The organism is Shewanella submarina (assembly GCF_042646185.1).
In the GTDB taxonomy this organism is placed as follows: Bacteria; Pseudomonadota; Gammaproteobacteria; order Enterobacterales; family Shewanellaceae; genus Shewanella; species Shewanella corallii.
The window spans coordinates 39,159-64,186 of the sequence record NZ_JBHRTD010000012.1; the positions used below are offsets into that span (position 1 = coordinate 39,159).

Here is a 25,028-nt window from a genome sequence, read left to right on the forward strand (position 1 = left end):
AAGGTGCTTAGGGTTAGAAATTTATGGTGAGTATGCAATATTTATATTGTCATCGCTGTTTGTATTGAATCTGTTTTATAATTTGGTTACGGCTCCATGCTTAATGGAATCTGAACTTGTAAAAGAGAGGGCTCATCTAACAACTTCAATCGTTTTGATTTTGTTTGGTTGTGCAGCTATTACTTTAATTTTACTAACGATAAACAATACGATTGAGCTTGGCATTGATAACTATATACTAGTTCCAATATACTGTTGCATTTTTTCAATAGATGACTGCGTCAGAAAGTTACTCATTAAGGAAAGAAAACTTAAGTTGCTAGTTTTACGTGTGATATTAGTCCTTATCTCGCTTGTTCCAATTGCAATATTTTCTAACCATAATATAGATTTACACTGGTTTTTATTACCGTACATGCTCGCCATGGTACTCATACAATTAGTATATCTATCAAATATTTTTAGTATGGATACTATTAGGATTAATAGTGCTAGGAACATATATATAGCCAATTTTGGATTCTATTTCGCGTCTAAAATTCAATGGATTTCTACGAATGGCGTAAGCCTAGTCGCATATAGCTTAATGTCTATATCAACAATAGGTTCAATAAAGAGTGCTCAAAATCTAGCTTCCATATTCAACTTTGCAATTATTTCCGTTGAGTCTTATCTGTTGAATAAGTTTGGTTCTGAAAATAGCAACCTCGCATTAAATGGAGTTTTGAGGTTTGCGCTCATAGGCGGTTTTATCTTAGCTCTAATGTTAACCTCAGTCACCTGCTTCAACAGTATCATAGTTGATCTGATATATCCGACGAATAATGAGGACATAAAAAAGGTATTAACGATATTAATTTGGTTACCTCTTGGTTCTTTCGCAAACTCAATTATTAAAGTTATATCCAGGCTAAAATATGAATCAAAAAATATTTTAATTAGCTCGTTGGCCTCAATGATTACTTCATTAATGGTGTTCTATCTGCTTTATGAAACGAACGAATTATTGAGCTTGCCAGTGTCTATGATAACGGGCTCTATTGGTACGGTATTGGTTTGGATGTTATTATTCAGGAAAATAGTATAAAATGAGAATAGTATTCTTAGGGCCTGACGGCGCAGGCAAATCAACAATAATCGGCGCTGTTGAGAGAGCGTTAAGTGACATGGATTTACCGTATTCGTATCACTACCTTGTACCTGGATTTTTACCAAGATACAGGAATGTCAATAACGGTTCTCCAGTGACAAACCCTCATGAAAAGGTAAGACATGGATTGCTAAAGTCGCTATTGAAATTAGTTTTCTGGTTTGTGGAATACAATTTAGGATGCGGTGAATTAAACAGAGATAACAAAATCAGACTATTCGATCGTTATTATTATGATATATTGGTTGATCCCGCAAGGTATTGCTATGGTGCTAGTGACATATTCACAAAATTTGTAGCTAGGTTTATACCTAAACCTACACTGTTAGTGATAGTCGATGCTCCTACGAGTACTATTCAGGATAGAAAACAAGAGGTTTCATGGTGTGAAACAGAACGACAGCGCGCAGCATACAAGAAACTAGAGAATAAATATTGTAGAACGATAATCCTTGATACTACAAAAGATATTGAGTCGAATGCAAGAAAGGTTGTAAGCGAATTACTATGACTCATTATTCTATATGCAGCCTTTTTTCCTCAGACCAAGATTCTGAAGAAATAGCAAAATATTTTTTTATAGTCAAAAAAAATGGAAGAGATTTTTGGCTTATAGAAGACAAATTCAATAGTGCTGTTTTTCTCAAAAGCTATCCCCAAATTACATTAAAAGCAAAATTGTACTCAATTTTACTTAAAACAATATGGTATTTTCGATTACAATCAATCTTTTTTGAGAAAAGGGCTTATATGGTATCCGGTGACTCCGATTATGAAAAAATTTGCAGAAGATATACGAAGGTTGGAGTTTTTTTTGGGACTCCCGGAGTAAATAGGAAGTTCGTGGTAGTCGCTCAAAAAAAAGACGGAAGAACTGTTTATTTTAAAATACCAACCAGTGATGAATCGAGAGATTTGGTTAAAAACGAAGTTGTTTCGCTGCAGTCTATTGATCCAGCGGACCTTGCTCCCCATTTGACACCGCAGGTCTTAAATATAGAAGGTGCCAATGGGTTTACTGAAGTTTCCGCGAGGACCGCAAGGATTAGCAAGAAAAAGAAGTTCTCATTACTTTGGGACTTCTATCAAAAACTTAGTAGCAAAACAATAAGACGCAGGGATTTAAACGAAGTCATCAATGAATTGTATGACTATTTGGGTGACCTGAAATCGGAGTTTCCAAACAATAACTATAAGTTCTCAGACCTAACAACTAAATGCAAACAGCAAATAGAACATCTTAGCACTATGAGTAACTATGATATAGAGATGTATAAAGCTCATGGTGACTTTACTTATTGGAACATGTTTATTGGTAGGAATGAAATCTCTGTATTAGACTGGGAATTAAGTTCATTCAAACCTAAGTATTTCGATTTAATTCATCTAATTGTCTCAAATTCCATTTTGGTAGAGCGCAAAGAAAAAAAAGCAGTCTATCGAGAGCTATCGTCAATTTTTAACGAATATTTTTTAGTAAACAATAAAGAGTTTCAAAAATATTTTAGACTTTACTTGCTTTATCAGTCTACTTACTACCTGAATAAATACCGAAGTCAATTAGAACCCCTACACGTTCAAATTTTTTGGCAAATTGAAACTTGGGCAGCACTTTTAGATTCTATAGGTTTGGATGATGATTAGAATAATTGAGTTCACCGTATCACAGATTAAAAATAGAGATTTTAGGTTTGATAAAAAAGTTTCCACTAGTTATGTTGTAGGAATCGCACTGTCTAAGATAGCTTGCTTAATAAGGGGGCTCGCGTACGCTAATAAAATTATTTTTATTGGTAAGGGGACTAAAGTACTTGCTAGGAAACAACTAAATCTTAAATCAAAAAATGTCGAATTAGGAAAATATTGCACGTTAGACAATCTATCTAAAGAAGGAATCACGATAGGTGATAACTTTAAGCTTGGCGACTTTTCCAAAGTGATAGCATCCGGTACTATTCGGGATATTGGGAAAGGAATTTTGATAGGAAATAACGTGGCAATAGGAGAGTATTCCTATATTGGAGGTGCGGGGGGAGTAGTCATAGGAAACGATTGTATTATTGGTCAGTATTTTAGCTTGCATCCTGAAAACCACAAATATTCTAACAAAGAATATTTGATAAGAGAGCAAGGAGTTAGTCGAAAAGGTATTAGGATTGGTAACAACTGTTGGATTGGAGCAAAAGTAACTATATGTGATGGTGTGTGTATCGGAGATAATTGTGTAATCGCAGCTGGCTCGGTATTAACCAAATCATTTGGTGAGAATAGTTTGATAGGGGGAGTGCCCGCAAAGCACATAAAGCAAACATATGAATAACACGTATTTCGTTCACCTTCTTGATGACTTTAGTGGTAGTCCAAAAGTACTTTCGTTAGTTCTAAGAAATTTTCCATGTTCCAAAGTTTTCATAGGAAGCTCTTCACAAGGCTTTATTAGTGGAACAGGAAATGTGTTATACGAGTATTTTTATAAACGAGGAAATAATAAGTTTGCGACTTTGTTATACTACATACTGAGTCAGCTTCACCTTTTCTTCATTATGTGTCAGCAACTGAAAAAGGAGTCCGATACAAAAAATGTAACTGTTGTTATTAACACAATATTACCCTTTGGCGCAGCATTCGCAGCGAAACTATATAAAGCAAAGGTAGTTTACTATATACATGAAACTTCCATTGCACCTAAGTTGCTTAAGGTGTTTTTGTTAAAAATAATAAATAATTTGTCTGACAAAAATATTTATGTTAGTCAATATTTGCTTAATGATTTACAGTTAAGAACTCTTCACCAAACCGTTGTTTATAATTCCATTTCTAAAGAGTTTGAATGCATACGGCTGGATCAGTCAGAATTAAAGCGGAAGTGGGAGTCAAAGAGAGTATTTATGGCTTGCTCTTTGAAGGATTACAAGGGGATCCCTGAGTTTCTATCCTTGGCAAAAGAGTTAAAGGTTTTTAATTTCAAACTTGCGATCAATGATGAACCTCATAACGCTGAATCTTACTTTTCCAAACTTAGAGTTCCGAAAAACGTATCTATAGAGTGTAGACCACAAAATATATTATCTGAATATAAAGAATCCTTCTTGGTGTTGAATTTATCTGATCAGCACGCTTGGATTGAAACTTTTGGTCTCACGATTTTAGAGGCGATGAGTGCTTATACGCCTGTCATTGGGCCAATCGTTGGTGGGCCAGTAGAAGTAATTAGAAATGGTATAGATGGTTTTAATATAGACTCCAAGGACGTAAGTCAAATCTATAAAATTATTAAAGAGTATAGTATGGATTATTCTCTTTGGTGTGAAATGGCAATTAGTGCAAAAGGACGTTCAAATGTGTTTTCCCTAAGCAAATTTGATGAAAATATTGTCCGGGAAATTTTAGGTGCTTGATAAAAGATGAAACTTGATACTTTGCTTCTTGATAGATTTTTTAATTTTTTGAATACAGGTGGGCATAGATACTGTGTTATGAATAATTACACTGAGATGCCTGAAATTATTCCTTCCGACGTCGACTTTGCAGTAGAGATCTCATTATTCAATAAATTGGACAGCGTAATTTCACAATTTGCCCAAAGCAATGGTGTAGTAATCACACAAAAAATTTGGCACGGATACAATAAATGTGCTTATATTCTTTCTCCCCGTTCAATAGACAAATTTTTTAGACTGCAACTTGATTTCTTTGTTGATTTCTGTGCTAAGGGCTTTCCGAATTTAATGCCTGTTGAGTACATGCTTAAGGACCGAGTTGCTTACAAAAATTTCTTCGTACCATGCCCATCTGTCGAAGGGCCTTTCGTGATGCAACGGCGGATTTTCAAGGGTGACATTCAAGAAAGACATTTAGATATTTTACATAGTTTATATTTATCAGATCAAGTTGGTCTTGAACTAGGTTTTAATAGAGTTTTTGGTACTGAGTTTGGAAGCGAGTTAGTTGAAATAATAAAAGAGAAGAATATAGCGAAATTTATAATAGATAGAGATAAGTACTATAGATTGCTAAAGAAGCTGTCTAGTGCAAATACAAATATAGGATACAGAGTCAAGTATGCATCTATGCAAATGGTTAGGGCTTACTACCGATTGTTGCAACCTGTAGGAATGAATATTCTTGTGGACAAATCAGTGTCACAATATATAGATGTTGATACTTTTTTGAATACTTTAGCCGGTAGTTTTCATGGCACTAGTTATGATAGTTATTGTGAGAAAGGAAGAAATCCTTTTAATATTTTAAAATTTTTATTAATTAAGAGGTGGCATAAAACAACAAAAAGGCTCTCTTTAATATCAACAGTTGAGAGTACTGTGCTCGATCGGCAATATGGCAAGAAAATTTCATCTATCGACATTGCTTTTACTGAGCAGCACGATTGCAATGGAAATGACTTTAATCTAATGCTTAATTCCGTAATCGACAAGCAGGCAGATAAAACTAGCAAACAACTCGGATTACTACTGGCGCCGACTAGCAAAGGCTATTCCCGTGACAAATAGAAAAGTGTTATTAGTGGCTTATTCTTGTGAGCCTGGATTTAGTTCGGAAAAAGAGGTTGGCTGGAAATGGTCACAATTACTTAGTTCTCATTGTGACCTATATGTTTTAACTCGCTCTAATAATAAGGAAGTGATTGAGAGTTATTTATATGAAAATGGAATATCTACAAATGTCCGATTCATTTACTACGATCTTCCTTATTGGGCTAAATTTTGGAAAAAAGGGGAGAGAGGGCTTTATCTATATTATGCACTATGGCAATTCTTTGGTATTTTAAAGTGTAGGGCGCTACATAAATCTATTGGTTTTGACATAACACACTATTTAACATTTGGTAGCCTGCTACTACCTCAGTTTGCGTTTCTGATGCCTACCAAATACGTATTAGGACCAGTAGGAGGTGGAGAGAATGTACCTCTTCCATATCTTAAAGATTTTTCAATAAAGGGGAAGGCCCAGATTTATTTTAGATATGCTTATCAAAAGTTACAAAAGATTAATCCCATTTTTATTGCGAATTGTCACTTTGCCGACTCGATTTTAGCCCGGACTCCAGAAAGTCGCAACTTAATACCTAGTTGCTATCATAGTAAGACTGAACTTTGTTTAGAAACAGGAACTCCTGAGGAGTTACTTAGCAGATCTGATAATAGATTGTCTAAGTTTGATGTTTTGACCATTGTTACTGTTGGCAGGCTAATTCCAACTAAGGTCAATATATTAACATTACGTGCAATTAGACGTTTTAAGCAGTTATATGGAAGGCCTTTCAAGTTCATTATCGTTGGCGAAGGCCCAGAAAGAAATCTTTTAGAAAGTTATTGTTCAAAATACGATTTAGATGAGGTTGAGTTTCTGGGATGGCAAAAGAGAGAAAAGGTGTTCGAATTGGTATCCAAGAGTGACATTTACTTTTCGACTACTTTTAAGGAAGGTGGAACATGGGCATTTTTTGAGGCTGTTGCATTAGAGATCCCAATTGTTTGCTTAAAATTGTGTGGACCAGACATTATAGTACCAGATGATGGTGGTGTAAAAATACCCCCCCAGGAAGTGGATATTACAGCACAGCTTTTAGCTGAAGGCCTTTTAGATTTAGCATATGATCCATCAAAACGAAAAGCGCTATCGGCTAATGCGCTTTCACACATAAAGAATACGCTGTCTTGGAATTCTATCGTCGATAAGACAATTATAAAATATGAAGAGGTCATGAAGTAATATGAATGCTGTAGCCGTAGTCGGAACCGTCGGTATACCAGCTCGTTATGGAGGTTTTGAGTCATTGGTTGAAAACTTGGTGTCGAATAGAGTAAATTCAGTAAATTATACTGTGTACTGTTCTGGCAAGGAATGTAATAATAAGCAAGCTCAGTATAAAGGTACAGAACTCAAATACATCAATTTAAAAGCAAATGGTGTACAAAGTATTCCATACGATATCGCATCTCTGATTAGTTGTATTTTTTCAAGACCTGATACAACTCTTATCCTCGGTGTATCAGGCTGTATATTCCTCCCTATCTATCGTTTACTTACAAAATCTAAAGTCATCACTAATATTGACGGTTTAGAGTGGAAGCGTGATAAATGGGGTAAATTTGCCAAGTGGTTTTTGAAGTTCTCTGAAAAACTTGCAGTTAGAAATTCGGATGTTGTTATTGCTGACAATGAAGCAATAGCGAACTATGTACAAGATGAATACGGAATAAAAGCAGAGGTTATTGCCTACGGTGGTGATCATGCAGTAGTTGATGTTGATGAAACTGCTGAACAAGGAGATTTCTACTTGGGCCTTTGCAGAATAGAACCTGAGAATAATGTTCACGTTATATTAGATTCATTCTCGAAGTCTGGATATAAACTTGTCTTTATTGGGAATTGGAATAATTCAGCCTTTGGTAAAGAACTTAAAGAATATTATTCTAAATTTGACAATATAATATTGCTGAATCCCATTTATGATACTCTAGAACTTTATAAATATCGTTCGGGGTGTAAGGGGTATGTGCATGGTCATTCAGCTGGTGGCACAAATCCGTCCCTTGTCGAAGCAATGCACATTGGTAAACCAATATTTTCTTTCGATTGTAACTTCAACCGGTATTCAACCAACAATGAAGCAATTTACTTTTCAAATTCTGATGATTTGTCCATGAAAATATCGCGGACAACTGATCGAGACATGGTTATCACCTCTGGAGCGATGACAAGAATCGCAAACGAGAAGTATACTTGGGAAATCATCGCAAGACAGTACGAATCACTATACAAGTAATTTAATTCCTTTAAACACTAAGAGATATCACAAGAACATCAATTTTTAAGCTTTGGCTTATCTCTGTAGCCCTTTGTGTTCTCTGTGGTGGTCAGCTTTACGTTTTAAAACATCACCCACAGAGACTCACTGCGCGAGCAACACAAGGGCACTGAGATAAAGAGTAGGAAAAACTCCTTACCTCAGTTGCTTTTCTCTGTGGTTCTCGGTGTTCTTAGTTGTTTAGGCTTTTTCTTTTTAAAAGCGATCCCCCCATAAAGCGCTGCGTTTCACTAATAGCACGAAGAAACAGCATAAGAAGAGCAAGTTTTAATCTTTAGCTCGCCTTCGTGACCTTTATGTTTTGCGTGGTCAGAGTACAAGTATTTAAAGCTATCTCACACGGTTCGCCCACTGAATTTTTAAAACGTTGACTCCGCTTAGCTATCCGCTTGTTGGCGTATCGATGTAGCCAAATTCGCTATGGTTACAGCTTTATATATTTATTTAAAGATAATACCTTAATGTTAACGCCATTACTCATTAAGAGTTTAATTTAATCAAGGACGCAGTATGATTAACTTGGCAATTGCATCTACCACTACACTGTCAGCTCTTATCGCATTAAGAAAATTGGCTCCAATAGTTGGACTGATTGATAAACCAAATGAGCGAAAACTCCATGCAGGAAACATCCCGCTGATTGGTGGTCTATCAATTTCTTTTGCGCTTCTTATTCATCAATTATTGAACCCTACTATTCCTAATGTAGAAGTTTTTTCCCTATGTTTGCTATCGCTGGCAATATTGGGTGGTTTTGATGACAGATTTGATTTGTGCTTCAAGGTCAGGTTAGCCGTTCAGGCTATTTTGGCCGTGGTTATGATTCATCAGACTGGATTGTCACTTTCTTATTTGGGAAATATGTTTGGTTTTGGAGTAATCAACTCTGAAATTCTTGGTTACGTCCTTACTGGTATTGGGGTTATTGGTGCTATTAACGCATTTAATATGTTGGATGGTTCTGACGGTTTAGTTGGAACGGTTGCGATAGTCACCTTCTCATCACTAGCAATAGTATTTGGATGGTCTGGTGACGCTGGCTATCAATTGTTTTGTCTTGTGATTATTTTCGCGATTATTCCCTTCTTACTGTTTAACACCGGAGTATTAGGAGAAAAACGTAAGGTGTTTATGGGTGATGCGGGCAGTATGGTCATTGGTTTTGTAGTGATTTGGCTATTGTTGCTTGCCAGTCAACCCACTGGTATCTCCGCCATGCGACCAGTCACTGCTCTTTGGCTTATCGCTATCCCCTTGATGGATATGACAAGGGTGATGTGTACCAGGGTATCAGCAGGATTGTCGCCCTTCCACCCAGATAGAACTCACATTCACCACGTGTTTCAAAACCAGGGGCTTTCCAAATTTAAGGTGGTACTGCTGATTCTGGCTTTGGCTAATGGAATGTCTGCGTTTGGGCTATATGGCGAGGTTAAGCAAATACCCGAGCCGGTAATGTTTTACAGCTTCATTGGTGCATTCTTGCTGTATCTTGTCGTAATAAGAAAACTGCAGAATTAAGTAGGTTAATAAAACGATCTGCTAGTAAACGTTGCAAGTGCCCTTAAAAAACTACTGACTATGGAGAGTGCAGTGGATGTAAGCGGCTAAAAATACTGAACCACCAAGAAAAGCGGAAAAAACCATTGCTTATTTTTTGCAGTCAACCGTCGTGGTCTCAGAGTAGGGAGTGCAACGACCGCTTCGTGGTGGACGTCTTTGAAATGAGCATTTGACTACGAAGAGCAGCAGTTCGTTCTTTCGTATTATCCACACGCCAATGTCAAGCAGATCTTAAAACTCTTGTCTAAGCTTTTGGAATGGAGCTGACAATAAATTGAGCCGAAAATATGCTCAAGGTATCAGCCATACGCGAGCTTATTGGGGATCTTAAGGGGATAGTATGGAAGGATTCTTTGACTCTGGAGCAAACGAGTTTCGGCTTGCCGACATAACCAAGACCGCAAATAATTTCTTGCTGTATGTGGCTTTATCCTTTTCTATCTTGGGCTGTGGTGGTGAAGATACCGATATCGATCTCAAAGCCGCTGATAACCCTGCCCCAAATATCTCTCCAAATGTCACCATCTCACCTGTTACCCGCTCATTAAGGCAAGGAGTCAGCCAAAATATTATTGCCAGCGGAAGTGATGCAGATGGCCAAATATCACAAGTCAAATGGGAATTGGTTAACGGGCCAGAACTCCCCATGCAGGGCGAAGACAGTTTTATACTTTCAGTCACACCTCCCCTCTCGCAAGACGCATCTGCAGTCGAATATACCTTCCGCGTTATCGTCACAGACAACAACAGTGCCACCGCCAACGCAGAAATTACTATCACTACCCACTGGGGTATGGATGAGTTCGATGCATCCCGGCTGCTGCATCAGGCCACAATGGGGCCAACAAGCGATGATATTCAAGCCGCCAAAGGCATGAGTGAAAGGCAATGGATCGAAGAGCAGATGCTACTTGAGCCAGGTTTTCATTCGCCGCTGCTGGTGCTTGAACCAGATCGTGACAGATTCAGTTATAGCTCACGCATTAATGCCTGGTGGAATGCCAGTTTATATTCCACTGATCAACTCAGGCAAAGAGTCGCATTTGCGCTAAGTGAAATATTGGTCTTATCTGATGTGGATTCTGATTTGTTGTCTACTCATCAAGATGGGATAACAGCCTATTATGATCTCTTACTAAAACACAGCTTTGGAAATTATCGAGAGCTACTTGAAGCAGTGACTCTCTCTCCTGCCATGGGTGTTTATCTGAGCCACTTGGGCAATAAAAAGCCAGATGAAGTGCTTAATATCAGGCCAGATGAAAACTATGCTCGAGAGGTGATGCAGCTTTTTACCATAGGTTTGGTGCAGCTTAACCAAGACGGTACCCCGATATTGGATGACGATGGCAAAACTATCCCCACCTACACTCAAGTGGAGATTGAGGGCTTTGCCCATGTATTTACCGGCTGGAACTATGCCGGTGCGGAGTATTGGAAATGGCCAAGAAACTTTCTGGAACCTATGGAGCCCTGGGAGCAGTTTCATGACCAAGGTGCAAAAACATTGCTTGGTGGCACTGTGCTACCGGCAGGACAATCTGCCAGACAAGATTTAGAGCAGGCACTGGATAATTTGTTCTATCACCCCAATGTTGCCCCATTTATCAGTAAGCAGCTTATTCAACGCCTGATTACCTCAAACCCCACTCCCCAATATGTCGAGCGTGTTGCCAATGTTTTTAGCGATAATGGCGAGGGTGTTAGTGGTGATTTAGCCGCAGTGGTGACTGCAATATTACTTGATGACGAAGCGCGTCAACCTAAAGGTGTACTGGAGTATTCAGGAAAAATACGCGAACCGCTGCTTCGTTCTGTCCATTTTTGGCGTGAACTGAGCGCTGGCAGTCATAGTGGCTGGTTTCGTGTTTGGTCTCAAAATACACACGGCCAAGTGCCTTTGGGGTCGCCTTCAGTGTTCAATTTTTTCCGCCCCGACTATATGCCCAGTGAGCTTGCCACAGGCTCAGACATGCAACTGGTTGCGCCAGAGTTGCAGATTGCCAGTGATACAATTCTGATTGGCCAGTTTAATGAACAATTTGCCAGAAACCACTGGCATATTGATGAGTTGGTAGAAAATCCTTCATACAACCGGATTCTTATGAAGCTTCAGCCCCATGTAGGCATTCTCGAACAACAGGGGTTAGAGGCACTGCTCGATTATTACGACGTGGTTTTTTTCGCTGGCACTATGAGTGATGCTATGAGGCAGTCATTAAGGGAAATCCAGAGTCAGTTTTCTGCTTCGCCCTCCTATTATCAGGTTGGCTATCTACTCTTTAGCATAGCGGTATCCCCTGAATATGTGATTCAACACTAACCTTCTATCATTGGACGAGCGGGAGATTGGTATGACTGTGAAAAAACGGCGTGAATTCCTAGAGCTGTGCTTGAAAGGTGGTGTGTCTTTGGCCGCGTTAACCAGCACTCAGTTGATGGCACTTGAAGGGCTGGTGAGTCAATCGCAGTTTGACGATAACAAGGCCCTGGTGTGTGTTTTCCTGATGGGAGGGAACGACTCATCCAACATGTTGCTCCCCCTGGTAGACGAGCCATTGCAGCACTACCTGGATAGCCGGCAAAGTTTAGCGGTAACAGATTCTATTACGCTGAATCCATTAAGCCAGATTTATGGTGGGGTTGGATTACATCCATCTTTGGAACCCCTACACTCATTGTTTTTACAACAACGGCTGGCAGCTGTCGGTGGGATTGGCAGTATCATTGCTCCAACGAGCAAAGCGGCGTACAAATCCAAGTCTGTTCCGCTACCTAAACATCTTTTCTCTCATAACGATCAACAAGCCACCTGGATGCAGGGCCGGGAAAAAGCCTCTTTGAATTATGGTTGGGGTGGGCGCTTACTTGAAATGCTACAAAGCTCCTCTAACTTCGCCAGCAATATTTCATTGGCTGGCAGCAATTTGTGGCAAACCGCTACTGGTTCGAATCCTTTTGCCTTGAGCCAACAAGGCATTACCAAGATTTATGCCTATGATAGTGACAGCACAGCCCGGCTCGCTTTAAGAGCGGAACTGGAGAAGATGTTTGCCAACGCGACTCATCCACTTGGCAATGCTTATGCTCAAAAGATGACACGAGCTATCAGCAATACCGAGCATTTGAATAGCCTACTAGAATCTGCAACTGATTTCAGCGATCAATTCAGCGATACATCATTATCCAAAAAGCTTGCTGCGGTGGCTCGAACATTGTCTGTTCGCAGCCAACTTGGGGTTAACAGACAACTGTTCTTTGTCACTATGGGCGGTTTTGACACCCATGACGACCAAAATACCAGGCACCCTGCTCTGCTATCGGAACTTGCGACGGGGTTAGCAGAATTCGATAGCGCTTTGAGTGAGCTTGGCTTGCAGAATAACGTCACTACTTTCACCATGTCAGAGTTCGGGCGAACGCTGAGCTCAAATGGCGATGGTACAGATCACGGCTGGGCCGGTAATCAGCTTGTGATGGGCGGCGCAGTGAAAGGCGGCGATATATACGGCACCTTGATGGAACAAAGACTCGGCAACGAATTTGATGTCGGAGCAGGCAGGCTTATCCCACAAGTCGCCAACGAGCAATACTTTGCGACCCTGGCAAAATGGTTTGGAGCTTCAGATTCAGACCTGCTTGACCTGTTTCCTAATCTAGGGAATTTCAATCAACACACCCTGGATATTTTTGGCTAAGAAACGTCAATCAGAGTCTTTACTATTCTCTGCAACCAGTAAGTGATGTGAGTCAACCAGGACAAGAGCATTCATACCCGAATGCTCTTATCCTTCATAAATTGAGCATTCTCCCCTCTCGTCCAGAGTCAGTGGCAATTGCTTTCGCAACATTTTCAAGTCAACAGCCCAAAACCCGCAACAAGCGTTTCAAGCTCACATTTATCACGGTATGGCCTTGTCCACCTTCTTCCACTGTGTATAATCCGCTCCCCTTTTCTCATTAGCTCAACAACGTTTTATGTCACGGCAAATCTTCACTCTTGGTCAGCGATACTGGGATGCTCAGACGGGCTCACTGTATTCAGGATTGGTTGAAGGGATCCCCGATGAAAACACCAGGGTCAAACTCACTAATAAACAACAGCTCCTGTTAAAAGCCCTAATGGAAGCTCATCCCAATATACTGAGTTACGAGGAATTAACCCGGGAAGTGTGGTTTGGAAGGGTAATGTCGCCGGAAAGTTTGCCGCAACTTATAAACCGCACGAGGACTGCGCTGGGTGACAGTGACAAAGGCATCATAGTGAATCACCCCGGCAGTGGCTATTCACTTAATTTATCTCTGTACGAGCCACCAACAAAAGTAGCGGATGAAACACCTGCTCAGTGGCGCAAATCTCATATTGCAATAAAATTTGCTGTTGTCTGCCTGCTGATCGGTATAACCGGATTCAATACCACTGAACTATTCAGGGCTTATCGCGAAAAGCAAAAGTTCACGGATGCTGCGCAACGAACGCCTTATCCAAGAACCATTAAAGATGAAACTGGCCAGGTTAAGGCCCTGATGATTGGAGACACATACTGTGAATATGACAAAGCTAAAAGATTGCTCAACTGCAATTTTTAAGTACTTTGTGATAACTGCGATCACCATTAATTTAGTGCTTATAGTCGCTAAGCAGCAAACAAAGTCCTACTGGTTTGGCTCCGTAGAATCACCAACATCCAACTGGAGCACATATACAGAACAAAGTGGTGATCAAATAAAAATCGACGCGTCATACAGCCTTTTCAACGACCACAAGCTTGAAGAGAATAGTGAGTTTTTTCACTATACGTTCAGTGTGGGGGCAGACAATACGGTATTGATGCACAATTCAGACATGAAAATAAAGGTAAGAAGAAATAGATACTTCTACATTGATGATCAATGCAGCCTTTCAGTCAGAGCTGGCGAGCAAATCACCATGTTCAATTTTCATATGTTCTGCAAGTTCAATCCCCAGACACTGCAGTAATACAGCAGCAGTGTCATGGTTCAATGCATATTCTCACAAATAGGGATGCAACACAGAGACAGCTTCTGTACGGGTAGCCACTTTCAGCTTGCTGAACAGATTCTTCAGATGAAACTTCACGGTATTGTCTGAGATGCCCAGATGCTGGCTTATCTGTTTATTACTCAATCCGCGGGCCAGCAGAGGGGCGATTTGGCTCTCTCTGTGTGACAGGCCAAGTTCGCTGAGGCCAAATCCAGGAGTAACCTGAGTGCCCTGCTCCACCGTCTCCAGCAGATCTACAAACTGCGGATATTCACGAACTGCAGCGCTGTTTTGCTTCAGCAGAGATATCATCCCATTGGGTCCATCAATAAAAACTCTGATATAACCTTCTAATGCGCATATCTCAAACATTCGGTTCAAAGGCTCACAGGCCTTCTCCGCCTCCCCTCTTTGTTCAAGCACAATGGCTTCAATTGCCAGGGCTTTGGCCAGATCTGATTGCCGCTCAATTTTCGCTCCATGGGCATGAAGTTTTGTCGCCAGCCGTTGAGCATCAGCACCGGCATTTCGGGCCAATGCATCTTTGGCTTTCAGCTCCAGATAGTCCGACAATGCCAGCCAGTTGCTGTCCTGCTTGAGTTCATTAAGGTCTATCGCCAGACCAGGTATCGGCTTATCTGTCGTTAATTTGCTACCAAAATGTTGATTGGTTTTGGCCTCAAGCACGCCACACAGCAGAGATAGTCTATTCAGGTGCCTGTTACTGGCCACTTCAGCAATACGGGTCAGGAGCGCTTCAGCAGCGACTTTATCATTGGATGCCAATGCCAGATTCAGCGCCAGCCGGAAGCTGACAGCATAGATATCATGCCAGCAGTCCCGGCTTTCAAGCACACCAAGGCCTTTGTTCAGCATTTGCTGCGCCTTATCAAGCTCATTGCGCTGATAGTGAATGTCTGCAGCTAAACACCAGGACATCGCCTGCAGCCCGTTATCCTTGCCATAGTGCTCTTCAGCCAGCGAAGCAGCCCGTTCAAACTGCTCAAGCGCCTGCAGCAGTTGTCCCCGGTAGGCCAGGCTTTGACCATGGTGCAAGAGCGCATAATTGAGCCCAACCCAGCAGTTGGCCAGTTGCATCTCCTGCTCACAGGCAATGGCCATCGCCTCGGCCTGGCGGAATCTGGCTATCTGATTCAGGATCAAGGACTGGCACGCAAGCAACACGCCCTTTCCCAAATGATCCCCTTCGTCCAGCCTATTCAGTCTTGAGTCGATCAAGTCCAGTACATCCGCGGATACATGTTTGTCGAGATAGATATCCACCAGCAGCCCGATAATAATAAAGTCTCTTTCTGTCACCTGTGTGACGTCCTGAGCCGCGGTTATCTCATTAAATCTGACTGTTGCCAGGTTGAAGTACTCTTCCGCTTTGACGACTCTGCCAAGCTTCATGCATAAATAGGCCTGCATCAGCCCCAAACAGGGATATTTAACCAATGAGGTCTCATCAAACTGTGCCAGCAGAGACTCCACCAGCCCTATGCCCCGGGTCATGATCATTTCCCAGCCGCCGGCATCAGAAATCAGTTCAACCGCCAAATCCATCTCTCCGGCCCGAATACACTGACTCACAGCCTCAGCCAGATAGTCATGTTCAGCATAGAACCGCGCCGCCTTGCATCTGAGCTGGTTACAGATCTGCTCGCCGACTTTGGCCAGCAATTTTTGCTGCAAAAAGTCACCAAACAGATGGTGATACCGATAGGTAGACGACTCAAAATCAATGGGGATCACCAGCGCGCGAAATGGCTCCAGCTGCTTGATAAACTCCTCTCCTCCCCCTGCCTCGCAGACATGGTTGGCCAGGGTTGGATTGAAACGATCCAGCAAGGAGGTGTGAATAACAAACTCCTGCAACTCAGGAGAAAACCGCTCGAAAATCTGCTCTGAAAAATAGCGGTTCAGTATCTCAACATTCTGAGTACCAAGGGTCTGCATTGAATGCTGTGGGCTTTGCTGCAACCACATCTGCATCAGTTGCATGGCAACAATCCAGCCCTCGGTTTTACTGTACAGGCCTTCAAGCGTCTCCTTTGGGATCACATCTCCAAACAGGGCTCTGGCTTCTACCAAATCAAACTTGAGTTGGGCTGAGTCTATGGACAACATCTGTCCCTGTGCCATCAACAGCCCCACTTCCAAGGGGGGCTGAATGCGGCTGGCCAATACCAGACTGAAGTTGTCGGGACAGTAGCGCATCAACTGGTCGAAAAAGCTGATAACTGCCGGATCTGAAATGTAATGAAAGTCATCCACAAACCAGTAGATATGGGTATCACAGCTTGAGATAACTTTGATGACCTCGGCAAGAAACCTGTCTGTGTCCTCGGTTGCTGAAAAGTGTTGGGCGCGGTTAATAAAGGAAGATTGCGCCAGGTTTGAATCAACCAGGGCGTGACAGAGCAGATGAAAAAAACGATTTGCTTCGTTGTCCGATGGGTCCAATGCCAGCCAAACACAAGCACAGCTGCGTAGTGTCATCGCATTGAAAAACTGGCCCATTAACGTGGACTTACCAAACCCCGCCGGGGCAACTACGCTGGTCAGCTGATAATGCTGTTTATCATTAAATGCCTTCAGCAGATTTTGCCTTTGGGTCAGCCTCACTCTTGGCTGTGGCGGTTTGAATTTTTGCTGCAGGAATACCTGTGTTTGTCGTCCGCTCAAATCAGTCCCCTCTAAGGGCTTCTCTTCATTCACCGGCAGCCAGCACCAGCGCTGATAATCTTATAACTAATCCTAGCACTATCTTTTGCTGTTCAATACTTACCCACCTCTGCCTACCCACCTGGGTAGGTTGTCACTACCCAACTCAGTCCACTTACCCGGTGGAGTCGTTGCCGCCAACCTTTACAACTCAATAACATTCAGCCTGACATCAATCAGACAAAAAGAGAGTAAATCCATGGCAATCAAGTACTCCCAAGTCGCGCTTTCCCTGGCGGCTATTTTATCGGGCCTCATACCAAACACCGGACAGTCGGCGGACGACATGGAGGTGATTGAAGTCACCTCACGTCAGCGCAGCGAAAATATTCAGAATGTTCCCATCGCCATTACTGCATTTGGTGAGCAGGACATTGAAGATATGGGTTTGGAGCGCGCGGCTGACTTTATCTCACTCACCCCCAACATGACGATGGTCGAGGCCCAGAATGCCGGGACCAGCTTTATTACCATCCGGGGCTTGTCTCAGGTGCGTAACGGCGAATCCCCTGTCGCAGTATCGGTTGACGGTGTATTGCAGATCAGCCCCAATCAGTTTAATCAGGACCTTTACGATATAGCGCAAATTGAGGTGCTAAAAGGTCCTCAGGGTGCGCTTTATGGTCGTAACGCCATTGGTGGCGCCATCAATATCACCACCAAAAAGCCCACTGATGAGCTGACCGGCTATGCTGAGCTCGATTTGGGTAATGGCGGACTGAAAGCCATATCAGGTGCAGTGTCCGGGCCAGTTACCGATGAGCTTAGCTATCGGTTCACGGCTCAATACCGGGACTTTGATGGCCTTATCGATAATGTGTATCTGGGGCAAAAGGTCGACTTTCAAACTGATAAGAATATCCGTGGCCGTGCTTTGTGGTACCTCACTGACGATCTGACCGCCGACTTTCGTCTGTCTCATGGTCAAACCCGGGGCGGCGCAGTTAACTATATATTCCAGCCACTGTTTGGTGTGAATGACGCCAATGTTGCCGATCTGGACATTGAAGCCAACAACATAGGCGAAAATGAGCGAGACACCACCTCAGCTGCGATCAAGCTGGACTGGGCGTTGGACGACGTCACCGCCAGCTTTATTGTGGCTGCCGACAAGCTGGAAGAGTATCTATCAGGGGACCAGTTCCCATACTCCCGTGCCATCTCGGCCAACTCCCCTTTCGGCCCCAATGTTTTTGACGGCACCCAGGCACAGTATCTGGATGTGTCGGCTCAAAGCTATGAGTTGAGATTTACTTCTGCCAGCGATCAGGACCTGCGCTGGATTGGGGGTCTGTATTACCTGAACACAGACAGATTTATTTCCAGCTTCACCGGCCTGGATTTGGGTAAAGGTATTCCACGTATCACCAAAAATCCGGATATCGCCCCGGATATCAGCCCGGCAACCACTTATCTGTCAGATGACAACCACAACACCGCCTGGGCGGTATTTGGTCAGCTGAACTATAGCCTGACGGATACTCAGGAGTTGAGTGTTTCGGGCCGCTTTGACTCAGATAAGCGGGAACAAACCAATACCACGCCGCTCAAGTATTCCGCCACATCCGGAGAGGTACGTTCTGAAACCTTTGATAAGTTTCAACCCAAGATCTCTTATGTGTACACCGGCATCGACAATATCAGCCTTTATGCCAACTATGCACAGGGATTCCGCAGCGGTGGCTTCAACCAAAGTGGCGTCGGCAAGCTGGCCGAACAAGCTGGGCTAAAGGGAGTCAACGACCTCTATAAAGCGGAAGAAACCAGTAACTATGAACTGGGCTTTAAAGGCCTGTTCCCCGGCGCCTCAACCCGCATCAACGCCTCATTGTTCAACACCCGAATAGACAATCAACACTACTTTGTTTTTGTTGGCGCTCTGGGTGCCCAGGTGCTGACCAACATAGATGAAGTATCACTCATAGGGGGTGAACTCGACTTCAAAACCGGTATTACCGAATTTATGGATATCTATGGTGCCTTCGGTATCACAGACAGCGAAATCAAGGCCTATTCCCTCACACCTGCCGACGTCGGTAACAAAGCCCCTTATGTCCCCGAGTACACCATCAACCTGGGTGCTCAGGTCACGGCTGAACTGCTCAGCGGCTGGGATACCAAGTTCACTCTGGAGTGGGAACAAAGGGGAAAGCAATACTGGGATCCGGCCAATACCAGTGCCCGCGACGCCATCGATCTGGTGAATGCTCGAATTGGGTTACTGCGTCATCAGGCTGATTGGTCGGTTAATCTGTGGGCCAAAAATCTCACCAATGAGAAGTATCTGGCCGAATGGGTTTTGGGCGGGTTTGCCCACCCTGCACAGGAGCGCACCTTTGGTTTGGAAGTTCGCTGGAATATGGAGTAACCCATGCAGTCACAGCATCAAGATATCCTGATGGAGGCATTGCAACTGGGAGATCATCGCCGATTTCTCAGCCTGCTTGAGCAGTGTCTGCATCAAGCTTTTGACATCAGTCTGTTTACCCTGACGGCAGTGGATAAAGACGGACTCAGGGTCAAACGCCTGTACAGCTCGGCTCCCGATAAATATGCAGAGGGCGGATACAAACCTATACCCACCAATCATTGGACAGAACAAGTGATGCACAGAGCCACACCTTTTATCGCCAATACCCAAAGAGCGCTGGCAGAGGTGTTCTTCGATCATGGTCTTATCGCTTCAATGGGGCTGGGTGCCGTTATCAACTACCCGGTTGTATACGGCAACTCAGTAATTGGAACGGTCAACCTGCTGGCTCCCGAGGGAGCCTACCTCGACGCTGATTTAAGCCCCTTGTCAGCATTCTATCCGTGGCTGGTTCTGGCTTTTATCAACAACAGGGAGGAAGCCCACTATGAAAAATAATGTCTTTGTTACCACAGATGTGGGCGGTACTTTCACTGATCTCGTCTACCTGAGTGAAGATCCTGCTACCGGCAGACAGCAACTGAAAACGGCCAAAACAGATACCACGCCTCCCAACTTCGAGCAGGGTGTACTCAAAGTGATGGAGAAAGCCGGTGTCAGTGGCGAAGAGATCCAGGTCATGGCCCATGGCACCACTGTGGTGATCAATGCACTGACAGAGCGCAAAGGTGCAACCACCGCGCTGATCACCACACAGGGCTTCAGGGATGTGGTTGAGATTGGTCGTGGAAATCGCCCTGATTTCTTTAACCTCAACTATCAAAAACCCGAGCCCTATATTCCAAGGTACCTGAGGTTTGAAGTAGACGAACGCATTGACTGCCACGGTCAGATTGAACGTCCTCTCGATATAACCCACCTGCCACAGATTCTCGACACCATGCGTAATGAGGGTGTGAAAGCCATTGCCATCTGTTTGCTCAGCAGTTATCGCAACCCAGAGCATGAAATTTCGCTGGCCAGCGCCATTGAAACTCTGTCTGAGCCCGGAGAGTTCGAGCTGATTTGCTCCCATCAGGTTAGCCGGGAGTGGCGAGAGTATGAAAGAACCAGTACCACGGCGTTGTCAGCTTATGTGCAGCCTGTAGCCGCCAGATACCTGTCTGAGCTGGATGCTGGTCTGAAGCAGAAAAACTTCGACGGCAGGCTTTATATCATGCAGTCCAACTGTGGCGTGGATACCCTGGCCTCAGCGAAACAGGTTCCCATCACCATGGTGGAGTCGGGTCCTGCCAGCGGAATATGGGGGGCGGCCGAACTCGGGAAAATCATCGACGAGCCCAATATCATTGCCCTGGATATCGGCGGCACTACCGCTAAGTGTTCTCTGATCCACAATGGCGAAGTCACTGTCACCTCAGATTACTACATTGAACGCAGCCCCAGGAGCGCAGGTTATCCCATTATGGTGCCTGTGGTGGATTTGGTTGAAATAGGTAATGGCGGCGGCTCCATCGCCTGGCTGGATGAGTTTAACAAGCTGCATGTCGGTCCCCAAAGTGCCGGCGCCCTGCCCGGCCCGGTTGCCTATGGTCGTGGTGGCAGCGAACCTACCACGACAGACGCCAATTTGATGCTGGGCAGAATCAATCCCGATTATTTCTGTGGCGGTGAACTCACGGCAGATATGACGGCGGTTGAAAGGTCGATGAATCGACTGGGACAGCAGATGGGAATGACGCCTGCGGATATCGCCCGCGGCATAGTGCGTATCGCCAACAACAATATGGTCAATGCGCTGAAGCTGGTATCGGTCAACCGGGGCCATGACCCCCGGGATTTCACCATGGTGGCCTTTGGTGGTGGTGGCGCCATGCACGCCTGTGCACTGGCTGCGGAACTTGGCATTAAGAAAGTGGTTATCCCGGCCACCGCATCCGTCTTCTCCGCCTGGGGCATGATGATGTCGGATATCCGCAGGGACCGACTGCAAACCTTCCTGTGCTCATGGGATTTGAATGCCATCGATGCGATCTCACATGAGATGGATCATTTGTACCGCTCTCTGGAGCAGGAGTTTATCGATGATGAACTTCCCCGGGATAAAACTGAGTTCCAGTTTTATGGGCGTTTCAGATACGTCAATCAGGAGCACTCTATTGAGATCCCGCTGAGTTACCCCTTGAGCCAGTCTCACCTTGAGCCTGTGATTGCCAAGTTCAACGAGGCTTATGAGCAGGAGTACAGCTATCGTCTCGACAATGACATAGAGCTGGTTGGTCTTCACCTTGTGGGTAAAGCCGACGTTGGCAAGGTCAAACTGGCCAGGCAGGCACAAACCGGTCGACTGCTGTCAGAAGCCATTAAAGGCGAGCGTATGGTGGACTTTGCCGAGGATGGCAGCCATCAGGCGGTGATTTATGAAGGTGAGTTACTGGAGCCGGGAATGGCCTTCCCCGGGCCCGCTATTATCGAGCAAACCGGCACAACCATAGTGGTACATCCCCAACAAGCGGTGCAGGTGGATGAATACGCCAATATCGTCATTAACCTGACTCCGGGAGGTGAGCAGCAATGAAGACTCAGGACCCCTTTACACTGGAAATTATCCAAAACTCATTGCGGGCTATCAGTGATGAGATGTTTTCAACCATAGGTAAAACGGCGATGAGCCCCATTATCTATGAGGTACTGGATATGGCCACCGCCATTACCGATGCCGACGGCGAACTGGCCAGTGCCGGTTCCGGGATCCCGGCATTTGTCGGGGCTCTGGACAAGTCGGTACGCGCCATCCTGGACAAGTACCCTGAAGATGCAATCCGCGAAGGCGATATTTATATCACCAACGACCCCTTCTATGGTGGGGTGACCCACCTGAATGATGTGGTGCTGATAAAGCCGGTGTTTGCCGATGGGGAGCGCATCGCCTGGGTGGTGAACATTGCTCACTGGAACGATGTTGGCGGTAAGTCTCCCGGCTCAATGTCTGTTGATGCCAATGAGATCTATCAGGAAGGCATACGCATCCCTGCCGTCAAGCTGTTCAGCAATGATGAACTTATCACCTCGGTGATGGATATGCTGTTGGCCAACTCCCGTATGCCGGATTTCCTTGAGGGTGACCTTTGGGCACAGATCTCGGCGCTGCGAGTGGGTAACAAGCGCATTAAGGCACTTGCAGGTAAATACGGAACAGCAACCTTCAGAGATGCCATTCAGGGGTATCTGGACTTTGGCGAACTTATGGCGGCCCGTACTCTGAAAGCTCTGCCTGAAGGCGAATATACCCTGAGCGAACCCCAGGATGATGGCAGCGAACTGTCGGTCACCATTCAGGTAAAAGCCGGTCAACTCATCATAGATTTAACCCAGGCTCCTGATCAGTCAGACAGTCCAATCAATATCTCCCGTGATGGTACCCTGCTGGCATGTCAGATGGCCTTGATGGGGCTAATTGGTGACAGAGAGATGGCCAATGGTGGCTGCTTCAGAGTCATGCAGGTAAAAACCCGCCCCGGCTCACTGTACGATGTTAAAGCGCCCGGTGCCTGCGGCATCTACTTTGAAACCATGATCCGCCTGAATGACCTTATCTGGAGGGCGCTGGCGGAAAATATGAGTGAACACCTGCCCGCGGGTAACTTCTCTTCCATTTGCGCCACCATCATGGGTGGAACTCACCCGGATACGGGGAAGCACTACTCCATCATTGAACCTGAAATCGGTGGTTGGGGTGGTGGTCCCGGAGGCGATGGCGCCAATGCTATGTTCTGCGCCATGCACGGCGACACCTTTAACTGCCCTGCTGAAGTGGCCGAAACCCGTTACGGCGTGACCGTTGGTCAGATGGCCCTGAATCCTGAGGATGGCGGTGCCGGAGAGTTCAGAGGCGGTAAAGGCATAGTGATTGATTATAAAATCCGCAGCGACAACAGCTTTGTGACCTGCGCCTACACCCGCTCAGTGGTTCCTCCCTGGGGACTCAAAGAGGGCCACAACGGTACAGCCAACCGTATTGAAGTGATCCGTGATGATGGCAGCAGCGAGAGATATGCCATGGCGACCGGTATCAATGTCAACACAGGGGATACGGTGCGGGTAATCACCGCCAATGGCGCAGGTTACGGTAAGCCGGAGAACAGAAGCCTGGCCGCAATTGAGCAGGATTTGAAAAACGGATATGTCACTGTCGAGTACGCGCGCAGTGTGTATGGTTTCAATCAAAGTGGGAGTCGTTGATATGCAGGTTCATACAAACAGCAAAAACAGGGTTCGTTGGTTAAATCCCATCAACCTGCCCCACTATGACGAACCCATGGGACAGGCGCTGGCTTCTATCAAGCAGCCTTCTACTGAATTACAGGTAATCTCTTTGGGAAACCCGGATGCGCCGATGGATAATCTGGAGTATCGGTTTTATGAAGCCCTGGTCACAGGCGATATCGTCAGAGCAGCCAAAGATTCAGATGAGCAGGATGTCGATGCACTGGTCATTGGCTGCTTTTACGACCTCGCATTGGAGGACTGTCGGGAGATCTGCAACAACACCATAGTGGTTGCGCCCTGTCAGGCCAGTGTGCAACTGGCTGCGAATCTGGCTAACCGCTTCTCTGTGATTGTGGGTCAGGATAAGTGGATTGAGCAGATGACCCAAAGGGTGCACAGCTACGGGTATCGTGATTATCTGGCATCGATGCGAGCCATCAATATCTCAGCCAATGCACTGCAATGCGACCCGGAGCATACTGTCTCCCGCATCATAGAGCAGGGACGACTGGCTATCGAAGAGGATAAAGCTGAAGCACTCATACTTGGCTGCACCTGCAACTTTGGCCTGTATGAGAAAGTGCAGGAGATACTGGGGGTGCCTGTTATCGACCCCTTGATTGCTGCATTCAAGCAAGCTGAAAACCTGGCGGCAATGAAGTCCAGCCTGGGCCTCAAACCCAGTAATCTGTGGAGCAGCGAGCCACCACCAACAAGTGAGCTGAGCCGTTTTGGGCTGGACGCGCCATCGTCAGCCATAGGCAACTGCATCACGTTTAATTAGTAATCTATGGTGGTGTAATCTGCAGTGGGGTCATCTCTTTGGCCCCACCGCTCATCATTTGATTTCGGTTACGATAGAGTTATAGGGATCGCAAACCGCAGACTCATGGGTTGTTTTGAGCACCTGGAACGCTTGCTTTACCGCGTCAGAGGCACTGGAGGCAGACAACTCATCAAACTCCCGGGTACTGAGTCCGCAACCGGAAATACCCGGCTCTTCGATATAGGCCAGAGTCACTCGGTACTTTTGCTCCATATTCGTCCCCTTTTCAGTCTTGCTGGCAATCTCGGTCCACAGGCCTAAACCAAATTACTCCAATCCCCTTGC

At 44.8% G+C, this 25,028-nt stretch carries 18 protein-coding genes; 16 read left to right on the forward strand and 2 right to left on the reverse strand.

Annotated elements, in window-relative coordinates:
* Positions 1 to 1,088 precede the first annotated feature (1,088 nt).
* The 11 genes from ACFOE0_RS09180 (at position 1,089) to ACFOE0_RS09230 (ending at position 14,135) form a co-directional block, all read left to right on the forward strand.
* Positions 1,089 to 1,661 carry a hypothetical protein gene (locus ACFOE0_RS09180; protein ID WP_248935591.1) on the forward strand — a complete coding sequence of 191 codons (573 nt, stop codon included), beginning with the start codon at positions 1,089 to 1,091 and terminating at the stop codon, positions 1,659 to 1,661.
* The gene (locus tag ACFOE0_RS09185; RefSeq protein WP_248935592.1) at positions 1,658 to 2,794 is read left to right on the forward strand and encodes a hypothetical protein; all 1,137 of its coding nucleotides are present in this window, start codon (positions 1,658 to 1,660) and stop codon (positions 2,792 to 2,794) included. Before ACFOE0_RS09180 ends, ACFOE0_RS09185 begins: the two co-directional genes overlap by 4 nt.
* Positions 2,784 to 3,470: an acyltransferase gene (locus ACFOE0_RS09190; RefSeq protein WP_380711841.1), complete on the forward strand. Its 687-nt coding sequence runs from the start codon at positions 2,784 to 2,786 to the stop codon at positions 3,468 to 3,470. Before ACFOE0_RS09185 ends, ACFOE0_RS09190 begins: the two co-directional genes overlap by 11 nt.
* Positions 3,463 to 4,548, forward strand: coding sequence for a glycosyltransferase family 4 protein (locus ACFOE0_RS09195; protein ID WP_248935594.1), 1,086 nt, complete (start codon positions 3,463 to 3,465; stop codon positions 4,546 to 4,548). The genes ACFOE0_RS09190 and ACFOE0_RS09195 overlap by 8 nt, the downstream gene beginning before the upstream one ends.
* A gap of 6 nt (positions 4,549 to 4,554) precedes the next feature.
* Positions 4,555 to 5,661, forward strand: a complete 1,107-nt coding sequence (locus ACFOE0_RS09200; RefSeq protein ID WP_248935595.1) for a hypothetical protein — start codon at positions 4,555 to 4,557, stop codon at positions 5,659 to 5,661.
* Positions 5,651 to 6,883: a glycosyltransferase family 4 protein gene (locus tag ACFOE0_RS09205; RefSeq protein ID WP_248935596.1), complete on the forward strand. Its 1,233-nt coding sequence runs from the start codon at positions 5,651 to 5,653 to the stop codon at positions 6,881 to 6,883. Before ACFOE0_RS09200 ends, ACFOE0_RS09205 begins: the two co-directional genes overlap by 11 nt.
* A gap of 1 nt (position 6,884) precedes the next feature.
* Positions 6,885 to 7,940: a DUF1972 domain-containing protein gene (locus tag ACFOE0_RS09210; protein ID WP_248935597.1), complete on the forward strand. Its 1,056-nt coding sequence runs from the start codon at positions 6,885 to 6,887 to the stop codon at positions 7,938 to 7,940.
* A gap of 552 nt (positions 7,941 to 8,492) precedes the next feature.
* Positions 8,493 to 9,503 carry a UDP-N-acetylglucosamine--undecaprenyl-phosphate N-acetylglucosaminephosphotransferase gene (gene wecA, locus ACFOE0_RS09215; RefSeq protein WP_248935598.1) on the forward strand — a complete coding sequence of 337 codons (1,011 nt, stop codon included), beginning with the start codon at positions 8,493 to 8,495 and terminating at the stop codon, positions 9,501 to 9,503.
* A 382-nt stretch (positions 9,504 to 9,885) separates the two neighbouring features.
* Entirely contained in the window at positions 9,886 to 11,868 is a 1,983-nt protein-coding gene (locus ACFOE0_RS09220; RefSeq protein ID WP_248935599.1) for a DUF1800 domain-containing protein, read from the forward strand.
* Positions 11,869 to 11,899: 31 nt separating this feature from the next.
* Complete coding sequence (locus tag ACFOE0_RS09225) at positions 11,900 to 13,243, forward strand: DUF1501 domain-containing protein (RefSeq protein WP_248935600.1); 1,344 nt, start codon at positions 11,900 to 11,902, stop codon at positions 13,241 to 13,243.
* A 280-nt stretch (positions 13,244 to 13,523) separates the two neighbouring features.
* On the forward strand, positions 13,524 to 14,135 hold the full coding sequence (locus tag ACFOE0_RS09230) for a winged helix-turn-helix domain-containing protein (protein WP_248935601.1): 612 nt from the start codon (positions 13,524 to 13,526) through the stop codon (positions 14,133 to 14,135).
* Positions 14,136 to 14,559: 424 nt separating this feature from the next.
* Here ACFOE0_RS09230 and ACFOE0_RS09235 read toward each other — a convergent pair whose 3' ends face one another.
* Positions 14,560 to 17,238 (reverse strand): LuxR C-terminal-related transcriptional regulator, encoded by a 2,679-nt coding sequence (locus tag ACFOE0_RS09235; protein ID WP_248935602.1) that lies wholly within the window; start codon positions 17,236 to 17,238, stop codon positions 14,560 to 14,562.
* Between the two features lie 325 nt (positions 17,239 to 17,563).
* Here ACFOE0_RS09235 and ACFOE0_RS09240 point away from each other — a divergent pair, with 325 nt between their 5' ends.
* Genes ACFOE0_RS09240 through ACFOE0_RS09260 form a run of 5 tightly spaced genes read left to right on the forward strand, consistent with a single transcriptional unit; the run spans position 17,564 to position 24,701 of the window.
* Entirely contained in the window at positions 17,564 to 19,645 is a 2,082-nt protein-coding gene (locus ACFOE0_RS09240) for a TonB-dependent receptor (protein ID WP_248935603.1), read from the forward strand.
* A 3-nt stretch (positions 19,646 to 19,648) separates the two neighbouring features.
* On the forward strand, positions 19,649 to 20,146 hold the full coding sequence (locus ACFOE0_RS09245) for a hypothetical protein (RefSeq protein WP_248935604.1): 498 nt from the start codon (positions 19,649 to 19,651) through the stop codon (positions 20,144 to 20,146).
* Entirely contained in the window at positions 20,136 to 22,226 is a 2,091-nt protein-coding gene (locus ACFOE0_RS09250; RefSeq protein ID WP_248935605.1) for a hydantoinase/oxoprolinase family protein, read from the forward strand. The genes ACFOE0_RS09245 and ACFOE0_RS09250 overlap by 11 nt, the downstream gene beginning before the upstream one ends.
* Entirely contained in the window at positions 22,223 to 23,890 is a 1,668-nt protein-coding gene (locus ACFOE0_RS09255) for a hydantoinase B/oxoprolinase family protein (protein ID WP_248935606.1), read from the forward strand. Before ACFOE0_RS09250 ends, ACFOE0_RS09255 begins: the two co-directional genes overlap by 4 nt.
* Position 23,891: 1 nt before the next feature.
* Positions 23,892 to 24,701 (forward strand): aspartate/glutamate racemase family protein, encoded by an 810-nt coding sequence (locus tag ACFOE0_RS09260; protein WP_248935607.1) that lies wholly within the window; start codon positions 23,892 to 23,894, stop codon positions 24,699 to 24,701.
* 54 nt (positions 24,702 to 24,755) lie between these two features.
* On the opposite strand, the gene ACFOE0_RS09265 is transcribed toward ACFOE0_RS09260, so the two are convergent.
* A complete protein-coding gene (locus ACFOE0_RS09265; protein WP_248935608.1) occupies positions 24,756 to 24,956 on the reverse strand; it encodes a hypothetical protein in 201 nt (66 codons plus the stop codon).
* Positions 24,957 to 25,028 lie beyond the last annotated feature (72 nt).

Bases quoted from the DNA above. Each gene is read 5' to 3' on its own strand.
- ACFOE0_RS09225 (WP_248935600.1), top strand. From the start codon at position 11,900: ATGACTGTGAAAAAACGGCGTGAATTCCTAGAGCTGTGCTTGAAAGGT.
- ACFOE0_RS09230 (WP_248935601.1), top strand. From the start codon at position 13,524: ATGTCACGGCAAATCTTCACTCTTGGTCAGCGATACTGGGATGCTCAG.
- ACFOE0_RS09180 (WP_248935591.1), top strand. From the start codon at position 1,089: ATGAGAATAGTATTCTTAGGGCCTGACGGCGCAGGCAAATCAACAATA.
- ACFOE0_RS09200 (WP_248935595.1), top strand. From the start codon at position 4,555: ATGAAACTTGATACTTTGCTTCTTGATAGATTTTTTAATTTTTTGAAT.
- ACFOE0_RS09255 (WP_248935606.1), top strand. From the start codon at position 22,223: ATGAAGACTCAGGACCCCTTTACACTGGAAATTATCCAAAACTCATTG.
- ACFOE0_RS09240 (WP_248935603.1), top strand. From the start codon at position 17,564: ATGGAGGTGATTGAAGTCACCTCACGTCAGCGCAGCGAAAATATTCAG.
- ACFOE0_RS09185 (WP_248935592.1), top strand. From the start codon at position 1,658: ATGACTCATTATTCTATATGCAGCCTTTTTTCCTCAGACCAAGATTCT.
- ACFOE0_RS09245 (WP_248935604.1), top strand. From the start codon at position 19,649: ATGCAGTCACAGCATCAAGATATCCTGATGGAGGCATTGCAACTGGGA.
- wecA (WP_248935598.1), top strand. From the start codon at position 8,493: ATGATTAACTTGGCAATTGCATCTACCACTACACTGTCAGCTCTTATC.
- ACFOE0_RS09250 (WP_248935605.1), top strand. From the start codon at position 20,136: ATGAAAAATAATGTCTTTGTTACCACAGATGTGGGCGGTACTTTCACT.
- ACFOE0_RS09210 (WP_248935597.1), top strand. From the start codon at position 6,885: ATGAATGCTGTAGCCGTAGTCGGAACCGTCGGTATACCAGCTCGTTAT.
- ACFOE0_RS09265 (WP_248935608.1), bottom strand. From the start codon at position 24,956: ATGGAGCAAAAGTACCGAGTGACTCTGGCCTATATCGAAGAGCCGGGT.
- ACFOE0_RS09220 (WP_248935599.1), top strand. From the start codon at position 9,886: ATGGAAGGATTCTTTGACTCTGGAGCAAACGAGTTTCGGCTTGCCGAC.
- ACFOE0_RS09260 (WP_248935607.1), top strand. From the start codon at position 23,892: ATGCAGGTTCATACAAACAGCAAAAACAGGGTTCGTTGGTTAAATCCC.
- ACFOE0_RS09195 (WP_248935594.1), top strand. From the start codon at position 3,463: ATGAATAACACGTATTTCGTTCACCTTCTTGATGACTTTAGTGGTAGT.
- ACFOE0_RS09190 (WP_380711841.1), top strand. From the start codon at position 2,784: ATGATGATTAGAATAATTGAGTTCACCGTATCACAGATTAAAAATAGA.